This is a genomic window from Lachnospiraceae bacterium (genome assembly GCA_025758065.1).
GTDB lineage: Bacteria > Bacillota > Clostridia > Lachnospirales > Lachnospiraceae > Enterocloster.
In genome coordinates, this window is the sequence record CP107199.1 from 2,289,763 (window position 1) to 2,315,428 (window position 25,666).

The window sequence follows — 25,666 nt, forward strand, 5'->3', positions numbered from 1 at the left end:
GAAAGCAATGCTGGGAAATCAGGTTCTGGTCAGCGCTGTAGTGGGCTGGACCGTAGCACAGGTATTAAAGACCCTGATCGACTTTGCTTTAAATAAAAGTTTCAATGCAGAACGTCTGGTAGGTTCCGGCGGTATGCCAAGTTCTCATTCAGCTACTGTTTGCGGACTGACAACTGCAGCGGGGTTAAAATATGGTGCCGGTTCTTTTGAATTTGCCATATCCTTTATACTGTCCATGGTAGTCATGTATGATGCAGTAGGCGTAAGACAGGAAACAGGAAAACAGGCCAGACTGTTAAATTCCATTCTCCTTGAAAATCCTCTGAAATTAAGCGGTGAGGTGCTTCAGCAGAAGTTAAAGGAATATGTGGGCCATACACCGATCCAGGTGTTTGCAGGAGCTGTTCTGGGGATCATTTTAGCACTTGTTATAAATAACTATTATTAAATTTCCCTTTGGAGGAACCAATGAGTATTTTTAATTATGTAAACTGGTTTTTTATGTACAGCTTTCTGGGATATCTTCTGGAATGTATTGTACTCACAATCGAATATAAGAAGCCTGTGGTGGACCGTGGTTTTGGCCATGGCCCCTTTTGTATCATATACGGCTTCGGCGCAGTAGGCGCATGCCTGCTGTTGAGCCCGTTATCAGATCATCCGGTAGAACTGTATACAGCATCTATGACTATGGCAACTACCATGGAGCTGATCACAGCCAATGTGATGATCCGCCTGTTTGGAAGCTTCTGGTGGGATTACAGCCACAAGCCATTTAACTACAGGGGCATCATCTGTCTGGAGAGCAGTCTTGCATGGGGACTTTTAGGCCTGTTTTTCTTTTATTATCTGGACGGCTGGGTCCGCACTGCAGTAGGTTATATTCCGGGCCGGATCAGCGCAGTGATGGCAGTTGCCCTTACTTTATTCTATCTCTGTGACTTTTTTTGGTGCATCCGTATGCGTCTTGGTGTGCCGGAAGGCGGAGAAGATGAAGAATGCGAAGAGACAGTAGGAAGACTAAAGGTATACTGATATGGAATTAAAGGAAAGCCTGAAGGAGTGGAAGGTAGTTCTGGCTTCTGCTTCTCCAAGAAGAAAAGAACTTTTGGAACAGATCGGCATTATCCCTGATATCCGTCCAAGTACAGTGGAAGAGGAGAAAAATGAGGAAGAACCGTCAAAGCTGGTGGAAAATCTTTCTTATATAAAGGCTGCAGATGTGGCTTCCAGATGTGAGGCTGGAACACTGGTGATCGGAGCAGATACGGTAGTTGCTGTATGCCCGAAGGGGGAAGAAAGACCTGTGATCCTTGGAAAACCGGGGAACGCAGAAAATGCAGGAAACATGATCCGCCAGATCCAGGGCCATGTACATCAGGTGTATACAGGTGTGACCGTTATCCTTTGTCAGGAAGCCGGGTCATACGCAGGAAGCACATTTTCTGAAAAGACGGATGTAGAGGTCTATGATATGGAAGATGGGGAGATCGCAGCTTATGTAAGTACAGGTGAACCACTTGATAAGGCTGGCGCTTATGGGATCCAGGGAAGCTTTGCAGCTTATATCAGGGGGATCCATGGAGATTATACCAATGTAGTGGGGCTTCCCTTAGGGCGGCTGTGCCATGAGATAAAGAAACTTCTGGAGGAACAGGAAAATGATCAAGCTGGTCGTAACTGATGTAGATGGAACTCTGGTTGAAGATGGTTCTCCCAATATCGATCCAGAATTATTTGAGACTATTTTAAAGTTAAGGGAAAAAGGTATCCAGTTTGCAGTTGCCAGCGGAAGACCGTGGGCCAGTGTAGAGCGTACCTTTGACCCGGTGAAGAAAAAGGTGTTTTATATTGCCAATAATGGCTCTTATATCGGCTGTTATGGCAGAAGCCTGTATGTATATCCCATTGACCGCCAGATCATGAAACGTCTGATCTTAGCTGTGCGCCAGATTCCAGGACTTTCCATGGTGTATGCGGCAGCAGACGGGGATTATACAGAGTCCAAAAATGAGGCGCTGTGTAACTGGCTGGTGGAAAGCTATAAATTTAATCTTCGCAGGGTAGATGATCTGTTAGAGGTTGCAGAGGACTGCACCAAGCTTTCTATTTATAAAGACAGCGGTGTGGAAGCGGCTGCAAGGTCTCTTGTAGAAGAGTTTAAGGATATTTTACAGATTTCATGTGCCGGGGATATGTGGCTTGACTGTATGGCAAAAGATGTAAATAAGGGGCATGCAGTAAAGGTGATCCAGGACAGTCTGGGGATAAAACCAGAAGAGACCATGGCTTTTGGTGATCAGTTAAATGATGTGGAAATGTTAAAGCAGGCTTATTACAGCTTTGCAGTGGCAAATGCCAGGGATGAAGTGAAAAAAGCAGCCAGATTTCAGGCTGATAGCAATGTAAATAATGGGGTTTTAAAAATTTTACAGAAGCTGCTGTAAAAAGGAGTTAAGGATTGCAGAGTAATAAATACAGGATGAGACGGGGCACATTGCTGGCCGTGAGTATGCTTCTGTTTTGCATTTCCCTTCTTTCCGGCTGCGGTAAACTGCCGGAGGGGATGTTAAAACAGGAAAAAGAGCTTTACACACAGGGACAGATCCGCATGATCGCGGCAACAGAGAGGAATCGTTATCAGAACTTATATACAGGACAGCTATGGTCGGTGACAGCAGATGGACAGGGAAATACCTTTGAGTCTCTTTTAAAGAGCCAGATCGGTCAGTTTTTAGAGGAGCTGGCTGTAGTGGATCGCATGGCAGATGAACAGGGCATCCAGCTTACAAGTCAGGACGAGGATGATATTAACAATCTTGCAGAAGAATATTATACAGGTCTTTCAAAAGAAGATCTGGCATATATGCAGGTGTCAAAGGATGAGGTTCTGGATCTTTACCGGAAATATTACCGGGCAGATAAGACGGTAAGCCAGATGACAGAAAGCAAGAACCTGGAAGTCAGTGATGCGGAGGCAAAGGTGATCCAGGTAGAACGGATCGAAACAGATTCCCGGGAAAAAGCAGAAGAACTTTTGCTCCAGGCAAGTGAGGAAAAATCAGATTTTACTTCTATCGCAGAGAAAAATTCCCTGAACAGCCAGATAAAGTTTCAACTGGAGTGGGGACCGGACCTGAAAGAACCGGACAGGTCGGCCTTTGCTTTAGAGGCAGATGAGATCAGTGATATTATAGAAAAAGACGGTCGTTTTTATATCCAGAAATGTGTGAATGCCTATGACCAGCAGGCAACTGCCCTGCGCAAGGAGCGGCTGGCCCAGAAAAAGAAAACAGAGGCATTTCAGGAGATATATCTGCCGTATCAGGAAAAATACAGAGTCCGCCTGGATGGGGATGTCTGGGAAAATATTGATTTTTCAGCAGGAGAAGGCTGTAACAGTGACAACTTTTTCTCCTTGTATCACAGTTATTTCAGCAAATAAGGGGGTAGATTAAATGACAAAGGATAAGAAGGTAAATCTTTTAACAGGTGCCATACTGGCAGCAGCACTGGCCATGACCGTAGCTTTTCCGGCATCAGCAAAGGAAGAGCGCACACCGGTGGGCCATATTACACTGAATTTTGATGCAGATGTGCAGGCGGGGGATATGGATGCTTCTGTGTCTGTTTCAGTGGAAGACGGAAGCTGTTCTGTAGAAAGTGCTGATTTTGTCAATGAACAGGAATACTGGGCCGGAGGTGTAAAGCCAAAGGTAGAGGTATGGCTGTCTGCAGACAGTGACTGCTATTTTTCAAAATCCGGAAAAGCAGCATTTACTTTTAACGGGGATAAAGTAAAATACGTTTCCAGCGCTACAAAGTATGATAAAGAGCTGTTAAAGCTGATAGTAACACTGGAGAAGCTGGATGATGAGGAGGAGGATCTGGATGTAGGTGATCTTTACTGGGATACGGCAAACGGAATTGCCCACTGGAATCACCAGAGCCTGGCAAAAAGCTATAAAGTCCGCCTGTGCAAAGGAAAAGGAAGCACGTCCAATGATAATGGTGTTGGCCCTACTTACACAGTGAAAGAAAACAGTTTTGATTTTTCTGAAAAATTCCCTAAAAGTGGAAATTATTATTTTAAGGTCCGCGCAGTGGATATAAAAGGCAACATGGGCGACTGGGAAGAGTCTCCATGGATTGAGGTTTCCAAAGAAAATATTCTTTCCTGGAAGGGAGAATGGAAAAGCGATGATACCGGCTGGTGGTATATAAACCGTGACGGGTCTTATCCGAAGAGCTGCTGGCAGGAGATCGATTCCAAATGGTATTTCTTTGATGAGAATGGTTATATGAAAACCGGCTGGATTCACTGGAATGAAAAGGATTATTTCTGCGATGAGACGGGAGCCATGCTGGTAAATACAGTAACACCGGATGGTGCATCTGTTGGGGAAGATGGAGCAAGGCTGTAAGGTATGGCGCAGAAAACCAGTATAAAAGCCTTGTAATTTTAATGTGAATATGGTATCATTAATTTTGTTTAACTATAGGATGTATTCTTAGGGAGTACATTAAGAAACGGAGAGGTGCAGACAAATGGCAGTAGTTAAGGTTCTTTTATCCATTATATATGTAGTTCTTGGTATCGCTATTTCTGTAGTCATCCTGATGCAGGAAGGCAAGTCCAACGGACTGGGAAGTGCTATCGGCGGTATGGCAGACAGCTACTGGAGCAAGAATAAGGGACGTTCTATGGAAGGTGCTCTGGAGCATTTTACCAGATATGGAGCGATCGTATTTATGATCATCACCCTTATTCTGAATATTCTTCTGAAGGTTCAGGGATAATAGAAGCAGACAGTCAAAACACCCTTCGTGCAGCTGGCGGAAGGGTGTTTTTCTTTTATAAAAGTACATTAATAAAGAAAAGAGGTTATATGGACAGAGAGTTATTGGAACAGAGAAAACAGATGCTGACGGAGCTGGTGCATGATAAGTCTTATGTGCCTATGAAGGCGAAGGAGATCGCCATGCTTTTAAATATCCCCAAGGCTATGCGGAAAGAATTGCAGGAAGTGTTAGATGAACTGGTTTTGGAAGGAAAGCTGGGTATCTCCAAAAAGGGAAAATATGGAAAGCCGGAAACCTTTGCAGTAGTGGGTATATTTTCAGGACATGCAAGAGGCTTTGGTTTTGTTACTGTGGAAGGTATGGAACAGGATGTGTTTATACCGGAGGATAAGACCGGAAGCGCCTTAAATGGTGATAAGGTGCAGATCGTCATCGAATCGGAAGGCCGTAACGGACGCAGGGCAGAAGGTACGGTCTTAAAGGTGTTAGAGCATGCTAACAGTGAGCTGGTGGGTTATTACCAGAAGAATAAGAATTTTGGCTTTGTGATCCCGGATGATCAGAAGATCGCTAAGGATATTTTTATCCCCCAGGGCTGTGACATGGGGGCTGTGACCGGACATAAGGTTGTGGTAAAGGTAACGGATTTCGGAGATGAGAAAAAGAAGCCGGAAGGGCGGGTCAAGGAGATCTTAGGACATGTAAATGATCCCGGCACAGATATTTTATCTTTGGTACGTGCTTATAATCTTCCGGAAGCTTTTCCGGAGGAAGTAATGAAGGAAGTAGAGGATGTTTCGGATCAGCTGCCTACGGAAGGTTTAAAGGAATTACCGGAAGGCTTTGAGGGCAGAAGGGATTTAAGAGATCTGCAGACGGTGACTATAGATGGAGAGGACGCCAAGGATCTGGATGATGGGGTGACTCTGGAAATACTGGAAAATGGGAATTACCGTCTGGGTGTGCATATTGCAGATGTAAGCAATTACGTAAAAGAAGGAAGTGCACTGGATAAAGAGGCATTGAAGCGTGGAACCAGTGTGTATCTGGTGGACCGTGTGATCCCCATGCTGCCGCACAAGCTTTCCAATGGGATCTGCTCATTAAATCAGGGAACAGACCGTCTGGCTATGAGCTGTCTTATGGAGGTAGATGCTCAGGGAAATGTGGTGGATCATGAGATATGCGAAAGTGTGATCCGGTCTGACAGACGGATGACTTATACGGCAGTAAATGCTATTTTGTCAGAGGCTGATACACAGGAGAAGGAAGAGGAAAAGGCGGCTTTACTGGATGAGTATAAGGATTTTGTTCCTATGTTTGAGCGTATGAAGGCGCTGTCTGGTATTTTAAGGGAGAAGCGCAGTAAAAGGGGAGCTATTGATTTTGATTTTCCGGAGAGCAAGATCATTTTGGATGAGAAGGGAAAGCCGGTAGACATTCATCCTTATGAGAGAAATGTAGCTACAAAGATCATTGAGGATTTTATGCTCCTTGCAAATGAAACGGTGGCAGAGGACTATTTCTGGCAGTCTGTTCCTTTCCTGTATAGGACCCATGATGAGCCGGATCCTGAGAAGATGAAGCAGCTGGGGGTATTTATTAATAATTTTGGGTATTCTTTAAGGCTGTCTAACGGGGAAGTGCATCCGAAAGAGTTGCAGAAGCTCCTTGATAAGATTGAAGGGAAGCCAGAGGAGCCGCTGCTTGCAAGGCTGACATTACGGTCTATGAAGCAGGCAAAGTATACTACCCAGTGTACAGGACATTTTGGGCTGGCTGCAAGGTATTATACTCATTTTACATCGCCTATACGCAGATATCCGGATCTGCAGATCCACCGGATCATAAAAGAGTGTCTCCATGGGGGAATGAAAGAAAAGCGGATCGCTCATTATGATAAGGTGCTGCCACAGGTGGCAGTGCAGACTTCAGCCTTAGAACGTCGTGCGGATGAAGCGGAACGTGAGACTGAGAAGATGAAGAAGTGCGAATATATGTCTAAGTTTGTAGGACAGACCTTTGAAGGAGTGATCTCAGGAGTTACTAATTGGGGATTTTATGTGGAATTGCCTAATACAGTGGAAGGCCTGGTGCGAATTAGTGAGCTACGGGATGATTATTATATTTTCGATGAGAGCAGATATGAGCTGGTAGGAGAAATGAGCAGGAAGGTGTACAAGCTGGGGCAGCCGGTACGTGTAGTTGTGGCCGGTACAGATAAGCTTTTGCGGACTGTTGATTTTGTTCTGGAAAATCAGATGGTATAATGGTATGATAGTGTGAGAAATGAAAGAGGAGGTGTTTATCATTTCTAAGGAAAGTATTAAGCTGATCGCCAATAATAAGAAAGCGTATCATGATTATTTTATTGATGATAAATGGGAAGCCGGTATTGAACTGTTTGGTACGGAAGTTAAATCTATCCGCATGGGCAAGTGCAGTATTAAAGAGGCTTTTGTGAAGATCGATAAGGGGGAAGTGTATGTGTATGGTATGCATATCAGCCCTTATGAGAAGGGAAATATTTTTAATAAGGATCCTTTGAGAGTAAGAAAACTGCTTCTTCACAAGTGTGAGATCATGAAGTTAAATGGAAAGATCGCTGAAAAGGGATATACGCTGATGCCGCTGCAGGTTTATTTTAAGGGAAGCCTGGTGAAGGTGCAGATTGGACTTGCAAGAGGTAAGAAGCTGTATGATAAGAGAGCAGATATTGCCAAAAAGGACCAGAGGAGAGAGCTGGAGAAAGATTTTAAGGTGAAGAATCTTTATTGATCCCAGTACGCCGACAAATTGATTTCTAAAGCAATGTATTTCCAAGTCTGATTCATTTTTATGAGTCAAACTTTGAATTTAGTTCAATAGGGTCCGAAAGGGCTCCTCCATGTATAAACGCATTCACGGCAATTTTGTCCATTTTGCTCCGCCGCCGATTAGGTAGGTCTCCGGCAAACTCGCTCACTGCGTTCGCTCAAACAGTGCCTCCAACCTACCAGCTATGCTCACAAAATGGACAAAATTGCCTACCGAATGCTTATTATACATGGGTAAGCCCTTTCTACTGTATTGAATATGTCACATAAAAAATGCCGTACTTAAATACAATCCCCCACCTACATGAAAACTGCTTATTGGTTTGCTCCTACATTTTTTATTGCCAATAACGTAGAAAGCCGCCGGTACACATGACAGAATAAGCATTTGTTTGAAAATCCGTGAGTGGGCGCGCATAGCGTCAGAACGGAGAACCACTGTTTGAGCATGCAAAGCGTGCGAGTTTGGTTCGCAGTTCTGACAATAGGCGACGCAAGCCCACAAACAAAGGATTTTCTACCAAATGCGCATCTGTCATGTGTACCGGTAGCTTTCGGACCTTAGTCAACAATATCCGAATTCGTTTTATTGTCCAAAGCTAAAAGAATCAGAACGCTCTTGGAAACACGTGCTGAAAGTTTATTGTCTTTGCTCATAGCTAAAAGTTTTTCTTTTCTGCTTCTTTATCATAAGAAGCCTGTCTGCTCAGTTCTTTTACTTTTTTGCACATTCCATTTCAGGATTGGCTAAGATCAGTTGCAGGAGGATTTGTGATATTGTAATACAGGAAAATGGTAGATGGCGGGTCCAAAGTTTAAAAATCCTCCTGAAAGCAAGCTTGCATCGGATTTCTGACCTTTTGACCCTGATATTAAATAGTATTGCCCATTATGTGTTGCTTACTGATACTTATCGGCAAAGCAAAGACGGGGCAGATCCATAAGCTTAGCTGCTCCGGCAAGAGATGTTCCGAAGAAGAGGATCTTATCCTTCAGAGGGAGATAGCGGGTGATGGTTCCGTTGCAGACGGTGCTTCCGGTACAGAGGACCAGATCTGCCCAGTCACATATGTCCTGTTGGATCTCATCAGAGTTTCCGTCCTCGACTGTGACACCAAAACAGTTTTTGCCGATATGATCCGGGTTCAAGTCCACAACGCGAAGCTCAAATTCAGCGGCAAGATGCTCAAAAAGCGCAGGCTGATAGCCTATAAGTCCGATCTTCGGGTTATTGTAATTTCTGTGGATATAGCTTACTGCATCGGCTGCACATAATTCAGGTGTATCGTTTTTGCAGTGTACGGTACAGTCTACGAGACCAAGGTGCTTCATCACTGCGTTCAGGGAGGCAATGAAGATGCCACGGTTGTGGGAGTCAGTGTTCAGATCCAGAGCGCAGATTTCCTCTAAGGTTCCGTGAAAAACAGCCGGTGCATCAGTAAATGCCTGGCCCAGACAGCCGGCGCATTCAGCCTGCACCATAATATCTTTTCCGGAAAGGATAGGAAAATCTTTCCGCTTCGGGATACCGATGGCTTCTTCCGGCGTCAGCATCTTAGTGTGCAGAGATACCTTTTCCTGAAGCAGGCCATGCTCTGTTAAAAGTGCCAGAAAACGTTGTTTTAAATCATCATAAAAAGCAGTCTGCATGCTGCATTCGTTATTATTCATATTCATTTATCCTTTCCTAAGAAAGCTTCGATCTCATCACTGTAGCTGCCTGTCATGAGATCTGAAGCTTTTGTCTGGTTGCCTGATCCAGGGCTGAAAATGGTTCATCTAACAGAAGGGTATCAGGCTTTACGGCCAGTGCTCTGGCAAGTGCGGTCCGCTGGCTTTCGCCTCCGCTTAAAACACCAGGATATTGATTTTTTATATGGGTGATGGAAAGCAGTTCCATCAGGTGGTCAGCAGTTTGCAGCTGTTCTTCTTTGGATGCGCCCCGCATTTTTAAACCATAGGCAATATTTTCCCATACCTTCATGTAGGGAAAGAGGGCATGGCTTTGATAAACCAGGCCGATTTTTCTCAATTCCGGTGAGATCTGGGCGATATCTGTGCCATCATAGAGGATATTTCCGGAATCTCCGTGAAACATACCGCTGATGGTTTCTTATGGAAATAAAAAACGTGGAAATAAACAATAAAAAAGCAAGCAGATTTCTACTTGCTTTTTGATGACCTGACCGGGAATCGAACCCGGGTTTACGCCGTGAGAGGGCGTCGTCTTGACCGCTTGACCATCAGGCCTTATGCTGTTTTGTTCTGTCTGTTTGCCACTGACTTGTATATGATAGCACGACCGGATGGTTTTGTCAAATATTTTTTGAAAAAAGTTGAAAGTTTTTTTGAGTAAATTTTTGGGCATTGATCTTAGCCTGTTTTGGCGACTTTATTCATGGATCCATTTTCCACTGATAAGGCGGGCCGCAAAGAGACAGGCGCGGATGAAGCAGTCGATCCCGATAGCGGCCCATACGCCGGTTACGCCAAGGCCTAATACATGGGTGGCGATCCAGACCATTCCGATGCGGAAGCCCCACATGCCGATGAGACTTACCATAAGGGAGAAGTTTACGTCACCGGAACCGCGGCAGATGCCGCCGGCCATAACGGTGAAGCTGAAGAAAATCTCTGTAGCAGCTGCGATGCGGAGTGTGATGCGGCCAAGATCGATCACCTGTGGGTCATTTGTAAACAGGTGGATGATGGAGCCGGACAGGATGTATACAGGTATGCAGGCTGCCAGAATGACAGCTGCACTGATCAGGCAGATATCTTTTGCAAAACGTTTAGCTAGTTTTTTATCACCTGCTCCTAAGGACTGGCCGATCAGGGCAGTAGCAGAGAAGGAAAAGCCATATGCGGGCAGATAGAGAAGTCCTTCGGTCTGGTTGGTAAGGTAGTGGGCAGCCAGAGGTAAGGTACCAAGACCGGAGATCATGGCTGTGAGGGCTACCTGACCCATACATAGGGTGCTGCGTTCTATCATGACAGGAAAACTGATACGAAACAACTGATGGAGCAATGGCTTTTGAAACCGGTAGTTTCCTTTCAGGGTGAGTTTTACAGGTGTCTGGATCCGGTATATTACCCATAAAAGGATGGCTGCCAGAAGATACTGGGAACAGGCTGTGGAAATGGCAGCGCCTTTTACCCCAAGACCGGCTCCCCAGACGGATATGTTTCCAAAGGGAAGATGGATCTGGCGGCTTGGATAGATGAGGAAAAAGTTGCCGATCACATTGAACAGGTTTGAGGTCAGATTAGCAGCAAGGGGGATGCGGGTATTTCCGGCAGAGCGCAGATCTGCAGAAAGGACAACTCCCAGTGTTTCTCCTATCAGCCCCAGGGAAAAGATACCCATGTAGGCAGTTGCTCCAGGGAGCACTTCCGGGGCAGCTCCCAGCCATACAGGAAGCTTTTGGTGGATGGAAAATACTATGAGTGTAAGGAAGAAACCAAGGAGAATGGCTGCAGTAAGGGACTGGCGTACAGCGGATTCCACTTTAGTTTTATTGCCTTCTCCGATAGCATGAGAGACCAGATAGGAAAAACCGGCACTTAAGGCTGTGATGAAGCCATTGATAAGCCAGACGGAGGAGATATTGATGGCTACGGAAGCAGTAGCAGCAGGTCCGATGGAGCCTACCATGGCAGTATCGGCCAGGTTTGCCATGCAGATCAGAAACTGCTCCAGGATCGCCGGCCAGGAAAGCTGTATGATGATTTTTGGTATGCTTTTTCCTGCAAAGAGTGGATTGGTATTATCGATATGAGATGTCATTTGTAAAACCTCACTGATCAAATTGTTAAGTTTATTACCTATTGATCAGTATAACATTTTTAGGCGGGAATGTGCAATCGTTTAGGGATATATCAGGACAAGAAAAAAGACCCGTCGGGGAACGGGTCTTTTTAAGGAGAAGGTATTTCGTTTCTTATGGGGTGTAGCAAAAACTATATAATGTATTGGGGGGTTACGTCTATTATAATAGCATAGAGTATGAAAAAAGTGTGCACAAAGATTTGAAAATATGAAAAAAGATTTTATGCAAAATCGCCTATATATTTTCAGGATTTTCGGTAGCTGACTTTTGAGGGAAATTTTTCAGAAAAGATTCCGAGAGAAGATTACCTTAAAAAGGAGGAGGCGGACTGAAAATCTTCCAGTCCGCCGGAGTATTATGAAAAAAAGTTGAATTGCATTAACTCTTTACATTTCTTAGTATAGGAAACATTCGTGAAGAAAGTTTGCCTAAATTGTAAGTATTTTGTGAACAATTGTGAACAGATTGTAAAAAAAGATTCCGATAGTACATAAGAGTTATGCCTATTTATGAGGGAGATTGTAAGCAGGCATTCTTTTTTCAATAAAAGCGTTGACAGCTTCTGTAAAATCAGGCTGGCGGGAAGCAGCAGCCATTTCTATGCCTTCATCTTTTGCAAAGTTTTCCATGCCGCCGTAGAAATATTTGCGGATCAGGCGTTTCTGACCAGCGTGGGCTGTGGATGATTTTGATGCCAGTTTTGCAGCCAGTGCATAAGTGGTCTCTGCCAGTTTTCCATCTTCCGCTAAAACAGTTGCAAGACCGGTCTTTACACACTGTTCACCCTTGTAGGCATCGCCGGTCATCATCATCAGTTCTGCTTTGTCTGGTCCTACTAAGCGCATAAGAGTATAGATACTTTCATTGTCGCCGCAAAGTCCCATATTTACGAAAGCCATGATCATTTTGCTGGATGGTTCTACAATACGGAAATCGCAGGCAAGTGCGCAGCTTAATCCGGCACCGGTTGCAACACCGTTTATCATGGCGATCACAGGTTTCGGGCAGTTGCGGATAGACATAGGCATAGCACTGACAGCTTCAATGTCTTCGGCTTTTAAGTAAGCCCCGGTATCGACTAACATTTTAAAGCGTTTGATATCGCCGCCTGCTGAGAAGTGTTTTCCTGCGCCTGTGATAACAATAGCGCCTACATCTTCTCTTGCGCCTAAGGTGTTCATGGCATCTGCAATTTCAAAATAGGATTCTCTGGCAAAAGCATTGCTGTATTCCGGACGGTTGATAGTAACAGTAGCGATCCGGTCTTTTACGTCTACTAATATGTACTGGTAATCCATGATAAATTCCTTTCTAAATGTACATGTCACCTGATGGTAACATCATTATAAATGAAAGCCAGTTGTTACAGGTCAAACTCTTTAAACAGTTTTTCGTTGTCTTCGCCAATCTTGCGGGCTTTTTCAGCATGAGGCTGTTCTACGCAGCCCATTTTTACAGGCGGCATTGCCAATGTGATCTGATCACCGTTTGGATAGGTGATCGGGCTCATAAATCCGTTTACAAGAGCCTGTTCGCTGGTGTGGTTATCTTTAAAATGTCCCAGCTCGCTGACAATGATATCGGCAGCTTCCAGTTTTGGAAGAACATCATCTGCGTTCAGCTTAGAGAAGCAGCCTTCAAAGTAGCGGATGCAGTCTTCACGGTTCTTCGGGTCAAAGGTAGCCTGCTTGGTGCAGTATCTTGGATCATCGATGATCTCCTGGGCACCCACTGCCTGACAGAATGGTCTCCAGTAACGTTCGTATTCATTAACAACTGGAAGGATCCAGCGGTTATCTTTTGTTTTGTAAGGAACGCCCATAGGTCCGCCCTGGTAACGCTCTCTAGGCCATTTGTAGCCAAACTGGGTACCTGTGGACATGATGCTGAACATCCACATAGCTGCGCCGTACAGGGAAACGGATACATAATCGCCTTTTCCATTCTTATCTCTTCCATATAATGCAGTACCGATGGCACCTGCAAGAACAGTTCCGCAGATCAGGTCGCCAAAGCCCATTGGCAGATAAACCGGATAGCTTCCAGGGGCATCTACCATCATATCCTGGATCAGACCGCCGGTAGCAAACATGGCAATGGCATCAAAGCCAGGGAAGTTGACCTTTGGACCTTTTTCACCGTATCCTAACAGGATGGCATAGATCAGCTGTGGATAGCGCTCTTTTAAGGAATCATAATCCAGTCCCATTTTCTTTAAAGCCTGGATACGGTTGTTTGTAACAAATACATCTGCTTTTGCTAATAATTTATGGAAACGTTCCATATCTTCCGGTTTCTTAAGATCCAGCATCAGGGCATCTTTTCCGCCGTTTAAGGTGTCATAAATGGGGTTTTCCTCGTCATTAGCCGGACAGAATAAGGTAGGACCAAATTTACGTTCTACATCCCCTGATGGTGATTCTACTTTAATGACCCGCGCTCCCTGTGTTGCCAGAATACGTCCGCATGAGGGGGCTGCAATATAAGTAGACAGTTCTACTACGGTAATCCCTTCCAATGGTTTCATAATGATAAATACCTCCTGATTTTTAGTTGCTGTAACGATTTTTATAATCTCATCCCTGATAGTTTATATTTTAACAAAACAGTATTGGGAAATTAAGGTTAAAAAGTACAAATCAGGACAGTGGTAAGAAATTTATTTTTGGAAAATATGAAGATGAAATAGAAAAGAAAAATAGTTAATATAATAACATGTTAACGATACTAGGGTCAAAAGTTCATAAATCCGATGCAAGCTTGCTTGCAGGAGGATATTTGAACTTGGGACCCGCCAAAAACATGAGTAAGAAGCCATTTTTTGAAAAAAATGAGCGGATTACGAATGTTTTTAGAATTGCGGGAGTGCAAAGCACGCAGCAATTCGGTATCAGAGGGGTCAAAGTTATAGAAAGACTCCGGGAGAACGTAGAATGTGAAGGGAGGTTTCATATTTCATGGAATACCAGAATTTTAAGCTAGAGATCGATGAGCAGGGAATCGCAGTGTTTACTGCAAACCGGCCGGAGAAGATGAATGCATTAAATGATTTTTCATGGGCAGAGATGAACCAGTTTTTTACATGGGCAGACAAAGCCGATGAAGTAAAGGTAATTATCGTAACTGGCGCAGGAGATAAGGCATTTATTGCCGGTGCTGATCTTAACAGCCTGAAAACAAAGAAATCTACAGACTGCTTAGGCGGCGCTGGGCAGAGGGCACTGGATCTGATCCAGCATTGCTCTAAACCTGTGATCGCGGCTGTAAATGGATATGCGTTTGGAGGCGGCTGTGAAACAGCTATTGCCTGCGATTTCCGTGTTGTATCAGAAGATGCTTTATTTGCACTTCCGGAAACTGGACTGGGAATTTTACCAGGAGCCGGTGGGACACAGAGATTGTCAAGACTGATCGGACTGGGAAGAGCCCAGGATGTGATCCTTTTAGGACGCAAGATCGGCGGACCGGAAGCAGCACAGATCGGACTTGCTACTAAATGCGTGCCAAAGGATGATCTGATGGCAGAAGCAAAGAAAATGGCAGGAAAGCTGATCGCAAAGGGACCGGTTGCTATCCGCATTGCAAAACGTGTGGTACAGGCATCCATGTCTTCCAGTCAGGAAGTAGGAGAACTTCTTGAAATGTTAGCACTCAGTACGCTGTGCAGCACAGAAGATAAGTTAGAAGGCGTAAGTTCATTTTTAGAGAAGAGAATTCCTGAGTATAAGGGCAAATAAAATAAGTTAAAAAAGTAAGTTAAATAAGCAGGTTAAATAAGAGGTGGAAAGTATGAATATTTTGGTTTGTATTAAACAGGTGCCAGATACAACAGAAATAAAGATCGATCCTGTAAAGCACACATTGATCCGAGAAGGCGTTCCAAGTATCGTCAATCCTTTTGACGCATGTGCACTGGAAATGGCAGTTCGTTTAAAGGAAAAAGAAGGTGGAAAAGTCGTTGTTATCAGCATGGGTCCGGCCCAGGCTAAGAATGCATTAAAGGAGTGCTTGGCAGTAGGCGCTGATCAGGCATTTTTAGTAACCGACAGAGCATTTGGCGGTTCTGATACACTGGCTACCAGCTATATTTTAAGCAGGGCTATTGCAGCAGTAGAAACTAAGACAGGTGAGAAATTTGATCTGATCTTCTGTGGAAAACAGGCTATCGACGGTGATACAGCACAGGTTGGGCCTGAGATCGCAGAGCACATGGATCTGCCTCATGTAACCTTAGCTACAGCAGTAGAAATGGCAGATGGAAAGCTTCATGTTACAAGAGACACGGACGAAGGACATGATCTGGTAGAGGTTTCTTTACCTGCACTGGTTACAGTGACCAAGACCACTTATGATCCCCGTTATCCAACCATTAAGAGCAAAATGGCAGCGAACAGAGCTGTGATCGAGGAGATCACCAACAGTGATCCTGATATGGTATGTGAACCGGAGAGACTGGGACTAAATGGTTCTCCTACCAAGGTTAAGAAGACATTTACACCTGTCCAGACGAAGGATGCGGTGATCCTCAATGAGGAGACTGGCAGTGAATCTGCTATAAAACTGGCTGCTTTACTGAGTGAAGCTAAGATTATCTGAGAGGTGTGAGGGCTATGAGCGAGTTTACAAATAAAAATATCTGGGTATTTATTGAAACAGATGAAGGAAAAGCAAAAAGTGTAGGTCTGGAGCTGTTAAATCCGGGCCGTATGTTAGCAGAAAAGTCCGGTGAGAAGTTAGTTGCCGTTGTATTTGGCAAGGACAACGCAGAAGCTATAGAACAGGTAAAGGGATATGGACCTGATCAGGTTATCAGTGTATCCGGCGGTGAATATGAGAAATACAGCTTTGATGCATATACCTATGCAATGACAAGCCTGGTTGAAAAATATCAGCCAAGTGCGATCCTGATCGGTGCTACCAATAATGGCCGTGATTTTGCCCCAAGACTGTCCTGTCGTCTGCGCACAGGCCTGACAGCTGACTGTACCAGCCTGGATTATGATGCAGAAAGCGGAAATGTAGCATGGACAAGACCTGCATTTGGCGGAAACCTTATGGCAGTGATCATGTGCCCGAATACAAGACCTCAGATCGGTACTGTACGCCCAGGCGTATTTAAGAAGACACCGGTAGAGGGAAAGGAAGCAGAAGTCATTACAGAAGAAGTGACTGTTCCGGCTGAAAAGATCCGTACTAAACTGTTAGAATCCATCAGGGAAGCAGCAGCTGGTGTGGTAAATCTGGAAGATGCAGAAGTGATCGTAGCAGGCGGCCGTGGAATGGGAGGTCCTGAAAACTTTAAGCTTTGCGAAGAGCTGGCAGAAGTATTAGGCGGAGCCGTAGGTGCATCCCGTGCAGCAGTTGATGCCGGATGGATCGGACATGCACATCAGGTAGGCCAGACAGGTAAGACTGTAGGACCCAAGCTTTACATTGCATGTGGTATATCAGGTGCCATCCAGCATTTAGCAGGTATGTCCGGATCTGACTGCATCGTTGCTATTAATAAAGACCCGGAAGCACCTATCTTCAAAGCTGCTGACTATGGTATTGTAGGAAATCTTTTTGATGTACTGCCAACACTGACAGCAGAGATCAAAAAATTAAAAGCATAGAGAAAAGATCATTCATAAAAATTAAAGGAATCACTGCCCTGCTGACCATCGATGCAGGGCAGTGGCTCTATATGGCCATCTATCAGTTCTAAGATCTTAAAAGAGATCAGAACGCGAAGCCTTACATCTGGATCATTTAAGTCAAATCCCAGTATTTCCTGGATCTTTCCCAGACGGTAGATCACACTGTTTCTGTGCATGTGCATGATCTTTGCAGTAGAAGAGATGCTGCGTTCAGTAAGCAGGTAGTTGCGTAAAAGGGAAAGATTGTCATAATGTTCTTCAGAAGGATTTTTCAGTTCCTTCAGTTTCTGGATATACATATCCTCTAATGCATAACGTTTCTTATATTCATCCAGCATTTCATAAATATAATAATGGGAATAGAAGTAAATGCCCTTATCTGGGTTTAACATGGTGCCATAGCGGACTGCAGTAAGAGCCTGCTGATAAGCGATATTTAACTTCATAAGAGGAAAGCTGGCAGTGGAGAAGCCTGCATATCCGTGGCAGATCTTTAATACCTCACTGAATTCTCCCATGGAGTCAGTAATTTCTTCCATGACCTTTAAGCTGGGGATATTTCCCTGAAGCAGCAAAAGGATGGATTCCTGGTAAAGGACTACCCGGAACAGTGGGAATTTTAAGCAGCTTCTTAAACGGTTTCTTACATAATCAGCCTGGGGAAGGATGAATTTATCCCATTTGATCACACAGAGGCGGTAGGAAGCATCTAATGGAAGGCGCAGTGTGCGTGCTCTGTCCTGCATAAATGCCTCGTCTTCCTGTGTGTGGTTGATCAGGTCACTCATAAAGGTTTCCAAAGGTGTTGGAGTAGAAGCATTTTCTTCACTGTTTTTCAGATAATAGCACCGGATCAGCTTGGCAAAATGGGCGAAAAGCTCAAACTGGGTGGCAGTTGGTTGGCTGTCAATAAAGTAGATAGTGATAAAACCAAGGAAAATGCCGTTATCTGCATGCATGGAAAGGACCATGATCGGGCAGTTCATATAGTTTGGCGGGTTTAATATGGTAGGAGTCTTGTACTGGAAGCCTTTTGCCATATAACCCATCTGGGCAAGACCATCTGTAAGCTCTTTAGAGTAATAGCCATTTTTCAGGATAAAGTCCAGCTTCTCGTGGGTGGGGGATTCTAACAGGTTAGTGCCGATGACATTGTAGGAAGAATTGACCATGATCATGGCATTTTTTCCAAAGAAACGGCCGCCAATGGAGAAAAGGGACTGGTAATTCTGTTTGCGGAGGATAGCATTCTGCAGTTCGCCATCCCAGTTTAAAATGCGGTGAAAGCCGGTGTAAAGAGTGTTGACTATGGAAGCAAGAGAATGGTTTTCAGGGATCAGGATCAGATTTGCCTGATAGTTTTTTATATAAGAAGAAACGTCTTCTTTTTTTCCAATACAGATGATGCAGAAGTCTTTTAATTTTTCTGTATTAAAGGAAGAAATCTGGGTAGTTGTTCCTATGTAAAGGATGGATGGATCGTCGGTAGGATTATCCTGATCTAAAAGCTGTACACCGGAAAAATGGAAATTACATGTTTCAGGAAGAAGGGGTACAGGATCATAGTCTTTTAAAAGATCAAGAATAATACACTGAGCCAGCTTCATGGTAAATCCCCTTTCGTAAATAAATTAACAATGATAATGTGTGTAAAATACCCCATAATCTCATGAGGACAGAATACAACAAATACAGTATAGCAGAAAATGTGCAAAATTTCATGGTTATTTTGACCACAACAGCATATTTTGAAACACCCCTTTTTTGTAGGTGTAAACGTGTGAGGAATGAAGGAAATCTGTTATTATATTCACATAGAGATATGAAATACAAACATGCTCCTGGAACGCAGTTTACAACCGGGTTTTTGGAGTCCATAAAATATTCAAGGAGAAAGGTGGTAATCGTATGCTGGATACAGCGGCAGCAGGATTGGTATTAACAGGTGAGGATAAGGAAATCGTGGATATGGTCCATGACTTCGTTTTAAAGGAGGTTCGTCCAAAGGCAGCAGAGCACGATATTTCCGGCGAACTGGACTGGGATGCTTACAACAAGGCATTTGAAATGGGACTTGTATGTGCAGACCTGCCGGCAGAGTACGGCGGCCAGGGACTGAGCAATGTATCTGCAGCATGGATCCGTGAGGAGCTGATGTATGGTGATGCAGGTTTTGGATTAACATGTGGAACCAATAATCTGGGCATCAAGCCAGTTCTGATCGCAGGAACTGAAGAGCAGAAGAAATGGTGTGTAGAAATTTTAACAAGCGATAAGCCAGGAAGAGATCCACGCTGGCCAAAGAAACGCAGCGGATTTGCAGCTTTTGCCCTGACTGAGCCGGAAGCAGGATCAGATGCAGGCGCATGCAAGACTACAGCTGATAAGATCTTAGATGAAGATGGAAATGTAAAAGAGTATGTTTTGAACGGACGTAAGTGCTTTATCACCAACGCATGCTATGCAGACTTTATGTGTGTAGTTGCTTCTATTGACAGAAGTCTTGGATATAAGGGACTGACCATGTTCTTAGTAGATGCACATCTGCCAGGCATCAGCATTGGCAAGCATGAGGATAAGATGGGTATCCGTCAGTCTGCTACCTGTGATGTATTATTTGAAGATGTACATATCCCTGCATCTGCACTGATCGGCAAAGAGGGCGAAGGCTTTAAAATTGCCATGAAGACTCTGGAGCAGGGCCGTGCAGGCGTAGGAAGCGGCTGTGTAGGCATTATGAAGGCAGCTATGGAAGTATGCGTAAAATATGCCCAGGAACGTACTACCATGGGCAAACCGATCTACAAGAACCAGGCTATTTCCTCCAAGATCGCAGATATGGAGATCGCTATTGAGACCAGCCGTGCAATCGGCATGAAGGTAGCAGCACTGTTAGATGCAGGTGATCCTTTAGCAGCAACTTTAGGCCCGATCGCTAAGTGCTACTGTTCAGATGCATTAAACCGTGTTACTACAGAAGCAGTTCAGATCTTAGGCGGATACGGATATATGCGTGATTACCCGGTTGAGAAGCTGATGCGTGATGCGAAGATCTTCCAGATCTTTGAGGGAACCAATGAGATCCAGAGAGTAGTTATCAGCGGCAATGTGATCCGTAAGAACAAAATTAAATAATGCTCAGGATACATAAATGAAAGTGAGGCTGCCGCAAAATAGGAAAAATGTTTTGCAGCAGCCTTTATGTTCAGGACAATATTTTTCAGGAGAATATCTTTTTAAGAGGCCATTTTTGAGATGAGGAGGTTACTTTTATGTTAGATGAGTCTGCAGTTGGTTTATCCGTAGAACAGGATTTTTCCTATACCTGGAGAGATCTGATCCTTTATAATTTAAGTGTTGGGGCAAAGCAGGAAGAGCTGGAATATGTTTATGAAAGGGACTTAAAGGCAGTCCCCACCTTTGGTGTGATCCCATGTACAGCTACCTTTGGAACAGAGCCATATTCAGAGCAGCCGTTAATGCCTACAAAGAAGATCGAGGGACTGCGTTCTGACGGTACTTTACATATGGATCATAAGCTGGTGATCCACAAGCCTATCCCAAAAGAAGGAAAACTTCATCTGGAAAAGGTGATCAGTGCTGTATATGACCGGGGAGAAGGAAAAGGAGCTAAGATCAACGTAGATATTATTGCAAAAGATGGAGCTGGAGAGCCGGTATTTACCAATACCATGGGCTATTTAAACCGCTGGGCCGGTGGTTTTGGCGGGCCGAAGGTACCTCACAGCAGTGTAGTGATCCCGGAAAGAGAAGCAGATTATCAGATCAAGGATGCATATCCGGAGAATGTGCCATTATTGTATCGTCTGACAGGTGATACTTATCCTCTCCATGCGGATCCTGCATTTGCGAAAAAGGCTGGTTTTGACCGTCCTATTGTTCATGGACTTTGCAGTTTAGGCTATGCCTGCCGTATGATGATCGGTGCATTATTTCCAGGAGAGCCGGAGCGCATGGTATCCATTGAGAACCAGTTCCGAGCAGTAGCACTGCCGGGAGATCATTTTACCCTTTGTGTATGGAAAACAGGGGAAAATGAAGCATTGTTCCGTATGGTAAAAGACAGTGATGGAAAAGCAATCCTAGATTATGGACGGATGACCTGGAAATAAAAAATTTAATAAAGAATTGAGAAAAACAGAACTCCAGAGAATGAAAATCCTGGAGTTTTGTTTTATGCAAAAGTAAAATGTCTTGTAATTTGCAATACAATGAATTACAATATGATTAACAGGAGGTGTTTAAAATGAAAGATTCAACTGTAAGCGCTCGCGTTGAAAATAATGTAAAGATTGAAGCAGAAGAAATTCTTCAGAAACTGGGAGTTCCAGTCTCTGTTGTGATCAATTCTCTTTACCGTCAGATCATTTATCACCATGGAGTTCCATTTTCATTAACGATTCCTTCAGAACCTCGAACCATTGATGTAATGACTAATGTTGAGCTTGATAAAAAACTTCAACATAGCTATGCACAGTCACTTGCTGGTGAAGGTCGGTCAATGAATGAAGTATTTGATGACCTGGAAAGGAGTCTTAAATAAGTGGACTCCTATGAAATTATTATTACGCCAGATGCAGAATCTGACCTTATTGAAATCAGGGATTACATTGCATATACGTTGTTAGTCCCGGAAGTAGCGCTAAATTACATTCGTGCAATTCGCAGCGCAATACAAAAGTTGACGTATATGGCTTCAAGCATTACTCCCATAAAACGTGAGCCTTGGCATTCAAGAGGTGTGAGAAAAATTAGCGCCAAAAATTTTTATATCTATTACAGAGCAGACGATTCCTCTGGTAAGGTGTATATTTTGAATGTGATTTATGCAAAACGTGATCAGCTCAAAGCATTGAAAAGAATGCGTCTAAATGATTAACAGAATTAAAAATCTTTAATTTATGAAACTCCCAGTGAGATAGAGATCTCTCTGGGAGTTTTGTTGTAAACAGATCAGTCATGCTGACGGATGATCCCTTCAGACAGATATTTCTCAATTTCTTCATCAGAATATCCGGCTTCTTTCAGGATAGATACAGTGTGTTCACCAAGCATCGGTCCGCGGTTAAATTCCGGGGTTCCCATGCGTTCGCTGCGCAGGCAGGTGCGTACCAGAGTTGCTTCCTGGCCATTGTCGTATTTCATCTTGTAGACGAAATCATTTGCAATTGCCTGTGGATCCGTAAGGACATCTTCGTAACGGGCTAAGATCTCACAGCAGAGGCCTTCTGCGCTGAACATGTCATACCATTCTTTGGCAGTTTTTGTAGCGAAGATCTTCTCAAAACGCTCGATAACAGGACGGCAGATATTTACATCATTAAACTGTGCCCTGGTAGCATAACGGGGATCATCTATCATATCGTCTGCACCAAGAAGGTGATAGAAAAGGGGAGTATCCCTGTTAAATACAACAACCTGAGGCATGAACCAGCGTCCGTCGCTGCATTTGAAAGGAGCACCAAAGGGACTGGAATTTTCTCTGCGTTTTGGCATTTTAAAACCATACTGGGAACCGGAAACAAGGATGTTTGCCAGCCATGCTGCAGTTCCGTAAAGGCTTAAGGAAACACGGTCGCCTTTTCCTGTCTGTCTTGCACTTAAAACAGCGGAAACTGTGGCAGCCATCATACCAAGAGCACAGGTGGTATCACCAAAGCCCATAGGCATATAAACAGGATAGGTATCATTGCTGTCTCCATATACAGCCTGGCTGTACATGAAGCCGCCTCTTGCCCAGAATGCAGTGTTGTCATAACCAGGTCTTCCGGCTTCTTCGCCCTTTGGACCATAGCCGTCTAACTGGCACATGACCAGTTTAGGAAATTTTCCTTTTAAAGTGTCGTAATCAAGGCCCTGTTTGCTCAGTGCTTCTGTTCTTAAATTGGTTAAGAATACATCGGCATCTTCTAACAGGCGGTATACGATCTCCTGGCCCTCTTTGGTCCTGGTGTCAATGCTGACAGCACGCTTGTTGGCGTTTAAGTTGTCAAAGATCGGGTCGAAATCATCATCTGCAGGAGCACCGATGGACAGCGGCCATTTACGGAAATTGTCACCGCCTTTTGTGTTTTCCAGCTTGATAACGTCTGCACCCCAGTCAGCCATCATACGTCCGCAGCTGGCAGAAGCTACCATAAGAGATAATTCCACCACTTTGACGCCTTTTAATGGTTTATATTGTTCCATATGCATTCCTCCATTACATTAATTTTATTTTGTATTTTGTTTTAGTTTCTTTGTCTATATAATATCAATCCCAAAAGAGAAATCCTATGGAATGGATTACGAAAGTAAAGAGAGCATGGGTGAGAAATTGTGGTTGTTTTAACCAGATTGTCTAAAAATAAACGGACTTTGGCATGACCTTTTTTGTATGAATTGCAGTTGTTGGAAAATAGGGAATTTTGGTATCTTAGATACAACAGATAAAAGGGTACAAAAGTGCTGGTCATCTGTCAGGCGGATGGTCATAAGAAGTATCGTAAAAGTATGAATAGTAAATCATGTAAAGGGGGACATATTTATGCATTATTCACCACAAAACGAACAATGCCCTATGGCATTAAATCCATTTAAGGCATGTGTAGCTCCAAGACCGATTGGCTGGATCTCCACTGTAAGCAGGGACGGGATCCACAACCTGGCACCATTCAGCCAGTTCCAGAATCTTTCCTATGACCCGCCTATGGTTATGATCGCTATTAACCAGGGGGGAGACGAGCCGGATCATGTACACCGTAAGGATACTGTAAACAATATTGAAGCTACAGGCTGTTTTGTATACAATGCAGTACCCTATGATCTGAAGGAGCAGATGAATATTACAGCCAGCGGTTTTGCGCCGGAAGAGGATGAATTTGAAAAAGCGGGACTGCATAAGGCAGATTCCATAAGGGTAGCAGCCAAGCGCGTGGCAGAATCTCCGATCCAGTTTGAGTGTGAATACATGCAGACCATCCGTATTCCTGGTACTATGGCAGGAGGAAAAGGTACTGTGGATCTGATCATTGGAAAAGTAGTAGAGATCCATGTGGCAGATGATATCATCCTTCCAAACGGAAAACTGGATTATAAAAAGCTGCGTCTTCTTGGCAGAGCAGGATACTGGGATTATGGGGTAATGGAAGATACCTTTGCAATGAAGGTTCCAGGCGTCAGTGCAGCCCGAATGGCAGCCATGGAAGGCAGAAAGCCCAATGAGGCTGATCTTGAAAAAGACAGAAGGGAAAACAGCTTATGATCAGCTTTGTAGGAATGATACTGGGACTTTTGCTGTTTGTGGTGCTGGCATTTAAAGGCTTTAACCTGATCTTGTCAGCAGTTGCCAGTAGCTGTCTTATGTTTGTTTTTTCAGGGATCGGTATTCTGGATGGTTTAAGGGAATTTTATCTGCCGGGACTGGCAGGTTTCTTACAGAGCTATTTCCTCCTGTTTTTCTTAAGTGCCCTTATGGGAAAGCTGATGAGTGACGGGGGAAATGCAAAAAAAATCGCATTATCATTATCGGGGCTGATCAAAAAAAGCAGAAATAACCAGAAGTTTTTCTGTGTGATTTTGGTTCCGGTGCTGTATTTTATCTTATGCTATGTGGGAATTTCCGGTTTTGTAGTGGTATTTACTGTACTTCCTATTGCAAAAACCATTTATGAGGAAACGGATACACCATGGCGGCTGTACTGCTGCGCCGGGGCTCAGACTGTAAGTGCTGCTTATCTGGCAGGTTCTATTCAGGCGGGAAACGTATATGCCACGGATATCTGCGGCACTACTACCATGGCGGGCTGGAAGCTTTCTGTTATTTCTGTAGTGGTTTTCTGGGCAGTTTCTCTCATGTTTTTGTGGATCATGTTAAAAGTAACACAGAAAAAGGGAGAAGCCTTTCTGCCTTCTGGTGAAGGAATCCGCATGGCGAACCTGGATGAGGGCCTATCAGAGGACTGTCTTCCGGGACTACTTCCAAGTATCCTTCCGTTAGCGGTGGTACTGGTGATGAGCGCTGTTTTCCAGATATATGTAGTAAAAGCACTGTTTGCAGGCTGTATCCTGACCATCATTACGGGACACAGGAACCTGCTGCCAAAGTTAAAGATCAGTTTGTCACAGGGGATCACTGCTGCCTATGGTCCTATTTTAAGTGTTTCCGCTACGTATGCTATTGGTACAGTGGTGAAAAACATAGAAGGATTTACTTATTTTCAGAACATGCTGTCTGCATTGCCACATCTTATGAGCGGAAGCCTTATGGGACTTTTAGCGGCCTTTATCATGGCATCTGTGGCAGCTCCCATCCCCGCGTTCGGATCCCATATGCTGGAGCAGTACACACTGGCAGGACTTAGCGCAGGTAATGCCCACCGCATGATGATGCTTACCTCTTTTACCAGTATTGCACCTCATAATGCAGGAATACCTAATGCAGCAGCAGTGCTTCGCATGCCATATGCAGAGTGCCTGAAAATGTATATGCTGTCTACTTATATACCAGGTTTTATTACTTTGTTTGCAGCCATTTTATGCATTAAAATGGGGATTGTCTGACCGGTAAGCTTTATAA

General features: G+C 44.1%; 25 protein-coding genes and 1 tRNA gene. 18 read left to right on the forward strand and 8 right to left on the reverse strand.

Annotated elements, in window-relative coordinates; translation table 11 throughout:
- The first annotated feature begins 7 nt into the window (after window positions 1-7).
- From OGM16_10570 to smpB, 9 genes are all read left to right on the forward strand, one after another.
- On the forward strand, window positions 8-448 hold the full coding sequence (locus tag OGM16_10570; protein UYJ48438.1) for a divergent PAP2 family protein: 441 nt from the start codon (window positions 8-10) through the stop codon (window positions 446-448).
- Between the two features lie 20 nt (window positions 449-468).
- Window positions 469-1,035, forward strand: coding sequence for a putative ABC transporter permease (locus OGM16_10575; protein ID UYJ45276.1), 567 nt, complete (start codon window positions 469-471; stop codon window positions 1,033-1,035).
- 1 nt (window position 1,036) lies between these two features.
- Window positions 1,037-1,684, forward strand: coding sequence for a Maf family protein (locus OGM16_10580; GenBank protein ID UYJ45277.1), 648 nt, complete (start codon window positions 1,037-1,039; stop codon window positions 1,682-1,684).
- The gene (locus OGM16_10585; protein ID UYJ45278.1) at window positions 1,662-2,447 is read left to right on the forward strand and encodes a Cof-type HAD-IIB family hydrolase; all 786 of its coding nucleotides are present in this window, start codon (window positions 1,662-1,664) and stop codon (window positions 2,445-2,447) included. The genes OGM16_10580 and OGM16_10585 overlap by 23 nt, the downstream gene beginning before the upstream one ends.
- A gap of 14 nt (window positions 2,448-2,461) precedes the next feature.
- Window positions 2,462-3,445 carry a hypothetical protein gene (locus OGM16_10590; protein ID UYJ45279.1) on the forward strand — a complete coding sequence of 328 codons (984 nt, stop codon included), beginning with the start codon at window positions 2,462-2,464 and terminating at the stop codon, window positions 3,443-3,445.
- A gap of 13 nt (window positions 3,446-3,458) precedes the next feature.
- The gene (locus OGM16_10595) at window positions 3,459-4,424 is read left to right on the forward strand and encodes a hypothetical protein (protein ID UYJ45280.1); all 966 of its coding nucleotides are present in this window, start codon (window positions 3,459-3,461) and stop codon (window positions 4,422-4,424) included.
- Window positions 4,425-4,548: 124 nt separating this feature from the next.
- Complete coding sequence (gene secG / locus OGM16_10600; GenBank protein UYJ45281.1) at window positions 4,549-4,800, forward strand: preprotein translocase subunit SecG; 252 nt, start codon at window positions 4,549-4,551, stop codon at window positions 4,798-4,800.
- A gap of 122 nt (window positions 4,801-4,922) precedes the next feature.
- Window positions 4,923-7,073, forward strand: a complete 2,151-nt coding sequence (gene rnr, locus OGM16_10605) for a ribonuclease R (GenBank protein UYJ48439.1) — start codon at window positions 4,923-4,925, stop codon at window positions 7,071-7,073.
- Window positions 7,074-7,113: 40 nt separating this feature from the next.
- On the forward strand, window positions 7,114-7,581 hold the full coding sequence (gene smpB / locus OGM16_10610) for an SsrA-binding protein SmpB (protein UYJ48440.1): 468 nt from the start codon (window positions 7,114-7,116) through the stop codon (window positions 7,579-7,581).
- A gap of 938 nt (window positions 7,582-8,519) precedes the next feature.
- On the opposite strand, the gene OGM16_10615 is transcribed toward smpB, so the two are convergent.
- From OGM16_10615 to OGM16_10640, 6 genes are all read right to left on the reverse strand, one after another.
- Window positions 8,520-9,290 (reverse strand): DUF364 domain-containing protein, encoded by a 771-nt coding sequence (locus OGM16_10615; GenBank protein UYJ45282.1) that lies wholly within the window; start codon window positions 9,288-9,290, stop codon window positions 8,520-8,522.
- Between the two features lie 52 nt (window positions 9,291-9,342).
- Window positions 9,343-9,717 (reverse strand): ATP-binding cassette domain-containing protein, encoded by a 375-nt coding sequence (locus OGM16_10620; GenBank protein ID UYJ45283.1) that lies wholly within the window; start codon window positions 9,715-9,717, stop codon window positions 9,343-9,345.
- 80 nt (window positions 9,718-9,797) lie between these two features.
- Window positions 9,798-9,869, reverse strand: a tRNA-Glu gene (locus OGM16_10625).
- Window positions 9,870-10,011: 142 nt separating this feature from the next.
- Complete coding sequence (locus OGM16_10630; protein ID UYJ45284.1) at window positions 10,012-11,406, reverse strand: MATE family efflux transporter; 1,395 nt, start codon at window positions 11,404-11,406, stop codon at window positions 10,012-10,014.
- Window positions 11,407-11,952: 546 nt separating this feature from the next.
- Window positions 11,953-12,747, reverse strand: a complete 795-nt coding sequence (locus tag OGM16_10635) for an enoyl-CoA hydratase/isomerase family protein (GenBank protein UYJ45285.1) — start codon at window positions 12,745-12,747, stop codon at window positions 11,953-11,955.
- A 65-nt stretch (window positions 12,748-12,812) separates the two neighbouring features.
- The gene (locus OGM16_10640) at window positions 12,813-13,976 is read right to left on the reverse strand and encodes a CoA transferase (GenBank protein ID UYJ45286.1); all 1,164 of its coding nucleotides are present in this window, start codon (window positions 13,974-13,976) and stop codon (window positions 12,813-12,815) included.
- Between the two features lie 430 nt (window positions 13,977-14,406).
- On the opposite strand from OGM16_10640, the gene OGM16_10645 reads away from it, so the two are divergent.
- The 3 genes from OGM16_10645 to OGM16_10655 are packed head-to-tail and all read left to right on the forward strand — an operon-like array spanning window position 14,407 to window position 17,064.
- Window positions 14,407-15,186: an enoyl-CoA hydratase-related protein gene (locus OGM16_10645; protein ID UYJ45287.1), complete on the forward strand. Its 780-nt coding sequence runs from the start codon at window positions 14,407-14,409 to the stop codon at window positions 15,184-15,186.
- Window positions 15,187-15,238: 52 nt separating this feature from the next.
- Entirely contained in the window at window positions 15,239-16,045 is an 807-nt protein-coding gene (locus OGM16_10650) for an electron transfer flavoprotein subunit beta/FixA family protein (GenBank protein ID UYJ45288.1), read from the forward strand.
- A 14-nt stretch (window positions 16,046-16,059) separates the two neighbouring features.
- Window positions 16,060-17,064 (forward strand): electron transfer flavoprotein subunit alpha/FixB family protein, encoded by a 1,005-nt coding sequence (locus tag OGM16_10655; GenBank protein ID UYJ45289.1) that lies wholly within the window; start codon window positions 16,060-16,062, stop codon window positions 17,062-17,064.
- Window positions 17,065-17,072: 8 nt separating this feature from the next.
- Here OGM16_10655 and OGM16_10660 read toward each other — a convergent pair whose 3' ends face one another.
- Window positions 17,073-18,695 carry a helix-turn-helix domain-containing protein gene (locus OGM16_10660; protein ID UYJ45290.1) on the reverse strand — a complete coding sequence of 541 codons (1,623 nt, stop codon included), beginning with the start codon at window positions 18,693-18,695 and terminating at the stop codon, window positions 17,073-17,075.
- Window positions 18,696-18,996: 301 nt separating this feature from the next.
- Here OGM16_10660 and OGM16_10665 point away from each other — a divergent pair, with 301 nt between their 5' ends.
- From OGM16_10665 to OGM16_10680, 4 genes are all read left to right on the forward strand, one after another.
- Complete coding sequence (locus OGM16_10665; GenBank protein ID UYJ45291.1) at window positions 18,997-20,223, forward strand: acyl-CoA dehydrogenase family protein; 1,227 nt, start codon at window positions 18,997-18,999, stop codon at window positions 20,221-20,223.
- Window positions 20,224-20,360: 137 nt separating this feature from the next.
- Complete coding sequence (locus OGM16_10670; protein ID UYJ45292.1) at window positions 20,361-21,221, forward strand: MaoC/PaaZ C-terminal domain-containing protein; 861 nt, start codon at window positions 20,361-20,363, stop codon at window positions 21,219-21,221.
- 134 nt (window positions 21,222-21,355) lie between these two features.
- Window positions 21,356-21,652, forward strand: coding sequence for a type II toxin-antitoxin system RelB/DinJ family antitoxin (locus tag OGM16_10675; protein UYJ45293.1), 297 nt, complete (start codon window positions 21,356-21,358; stop codon window positions 21,650-21,652).
- Window positions 21,653-21,988, forward strand: coding sequence for a type II toxin-antitoxin system RelE/ParE family toxin (locus OGM16_10680; protein ID UYJ45294.1), 336 nt, complete (start codon window positions 21,653-21,655; stop codon window positions 21,986-21,988).
- Window positions 21,989-22,062: 74 nt separating this feature from the next.
- On the opposite strand, the gene OGM16_10685 is transcribed toward OGM16_10680, so the two are convergent.
- Window positions 22,063-23,298 carry a CoA transferase gene (locus OGM16_10685; protein ID UYJ45295.1) on the reverse strand — a complete coding sequence of 412 codons (1,236 nt, stop codon included), beginning with the start codon at window positions 23,296-23,298 and terminating at the stop codon, window positions 22,063-22,065.
- A gap of 337 nt (window positions 23,299-23,635) precedes the next feature.
- Here OGM16_10685 and OGM16_10690 point away from each other — a divergent pair, with 337 nt between their 5' ends.
- Both OGM16_10690 and OGM16_10695 read left to right on the forward strand, forming a co-directional pair.
- The gene (locus OGM16_10690; GenBank protein ID UYJ45296.1) at window positions 23,636-24,352 is read left to right on the forward strand and encodes a flavin reductase family protein; all 717 of its coding nucleotides are present in this window, start codon (window positions 23,636-23,638) and stop codon (window positions 24,350-24,352) included.
- On the forward strand, window positions 24,349-25,650 hold the full coding sequence (locus OGM16_10695; protein UYJ45297.1) for a hypothetical protein: 1,302 nt from the start codon (window positions 24,349-24,351) through the stop codon (window positions 25,648-25,650). The genes OGM16_10690 and OGM16_10695 overlap by 4 nt, the downstream gene beginning before the upstream one ends.
- The last annotated feature ends 16 nt before the right edge of the window (window positions 25,651-25,666 follow it).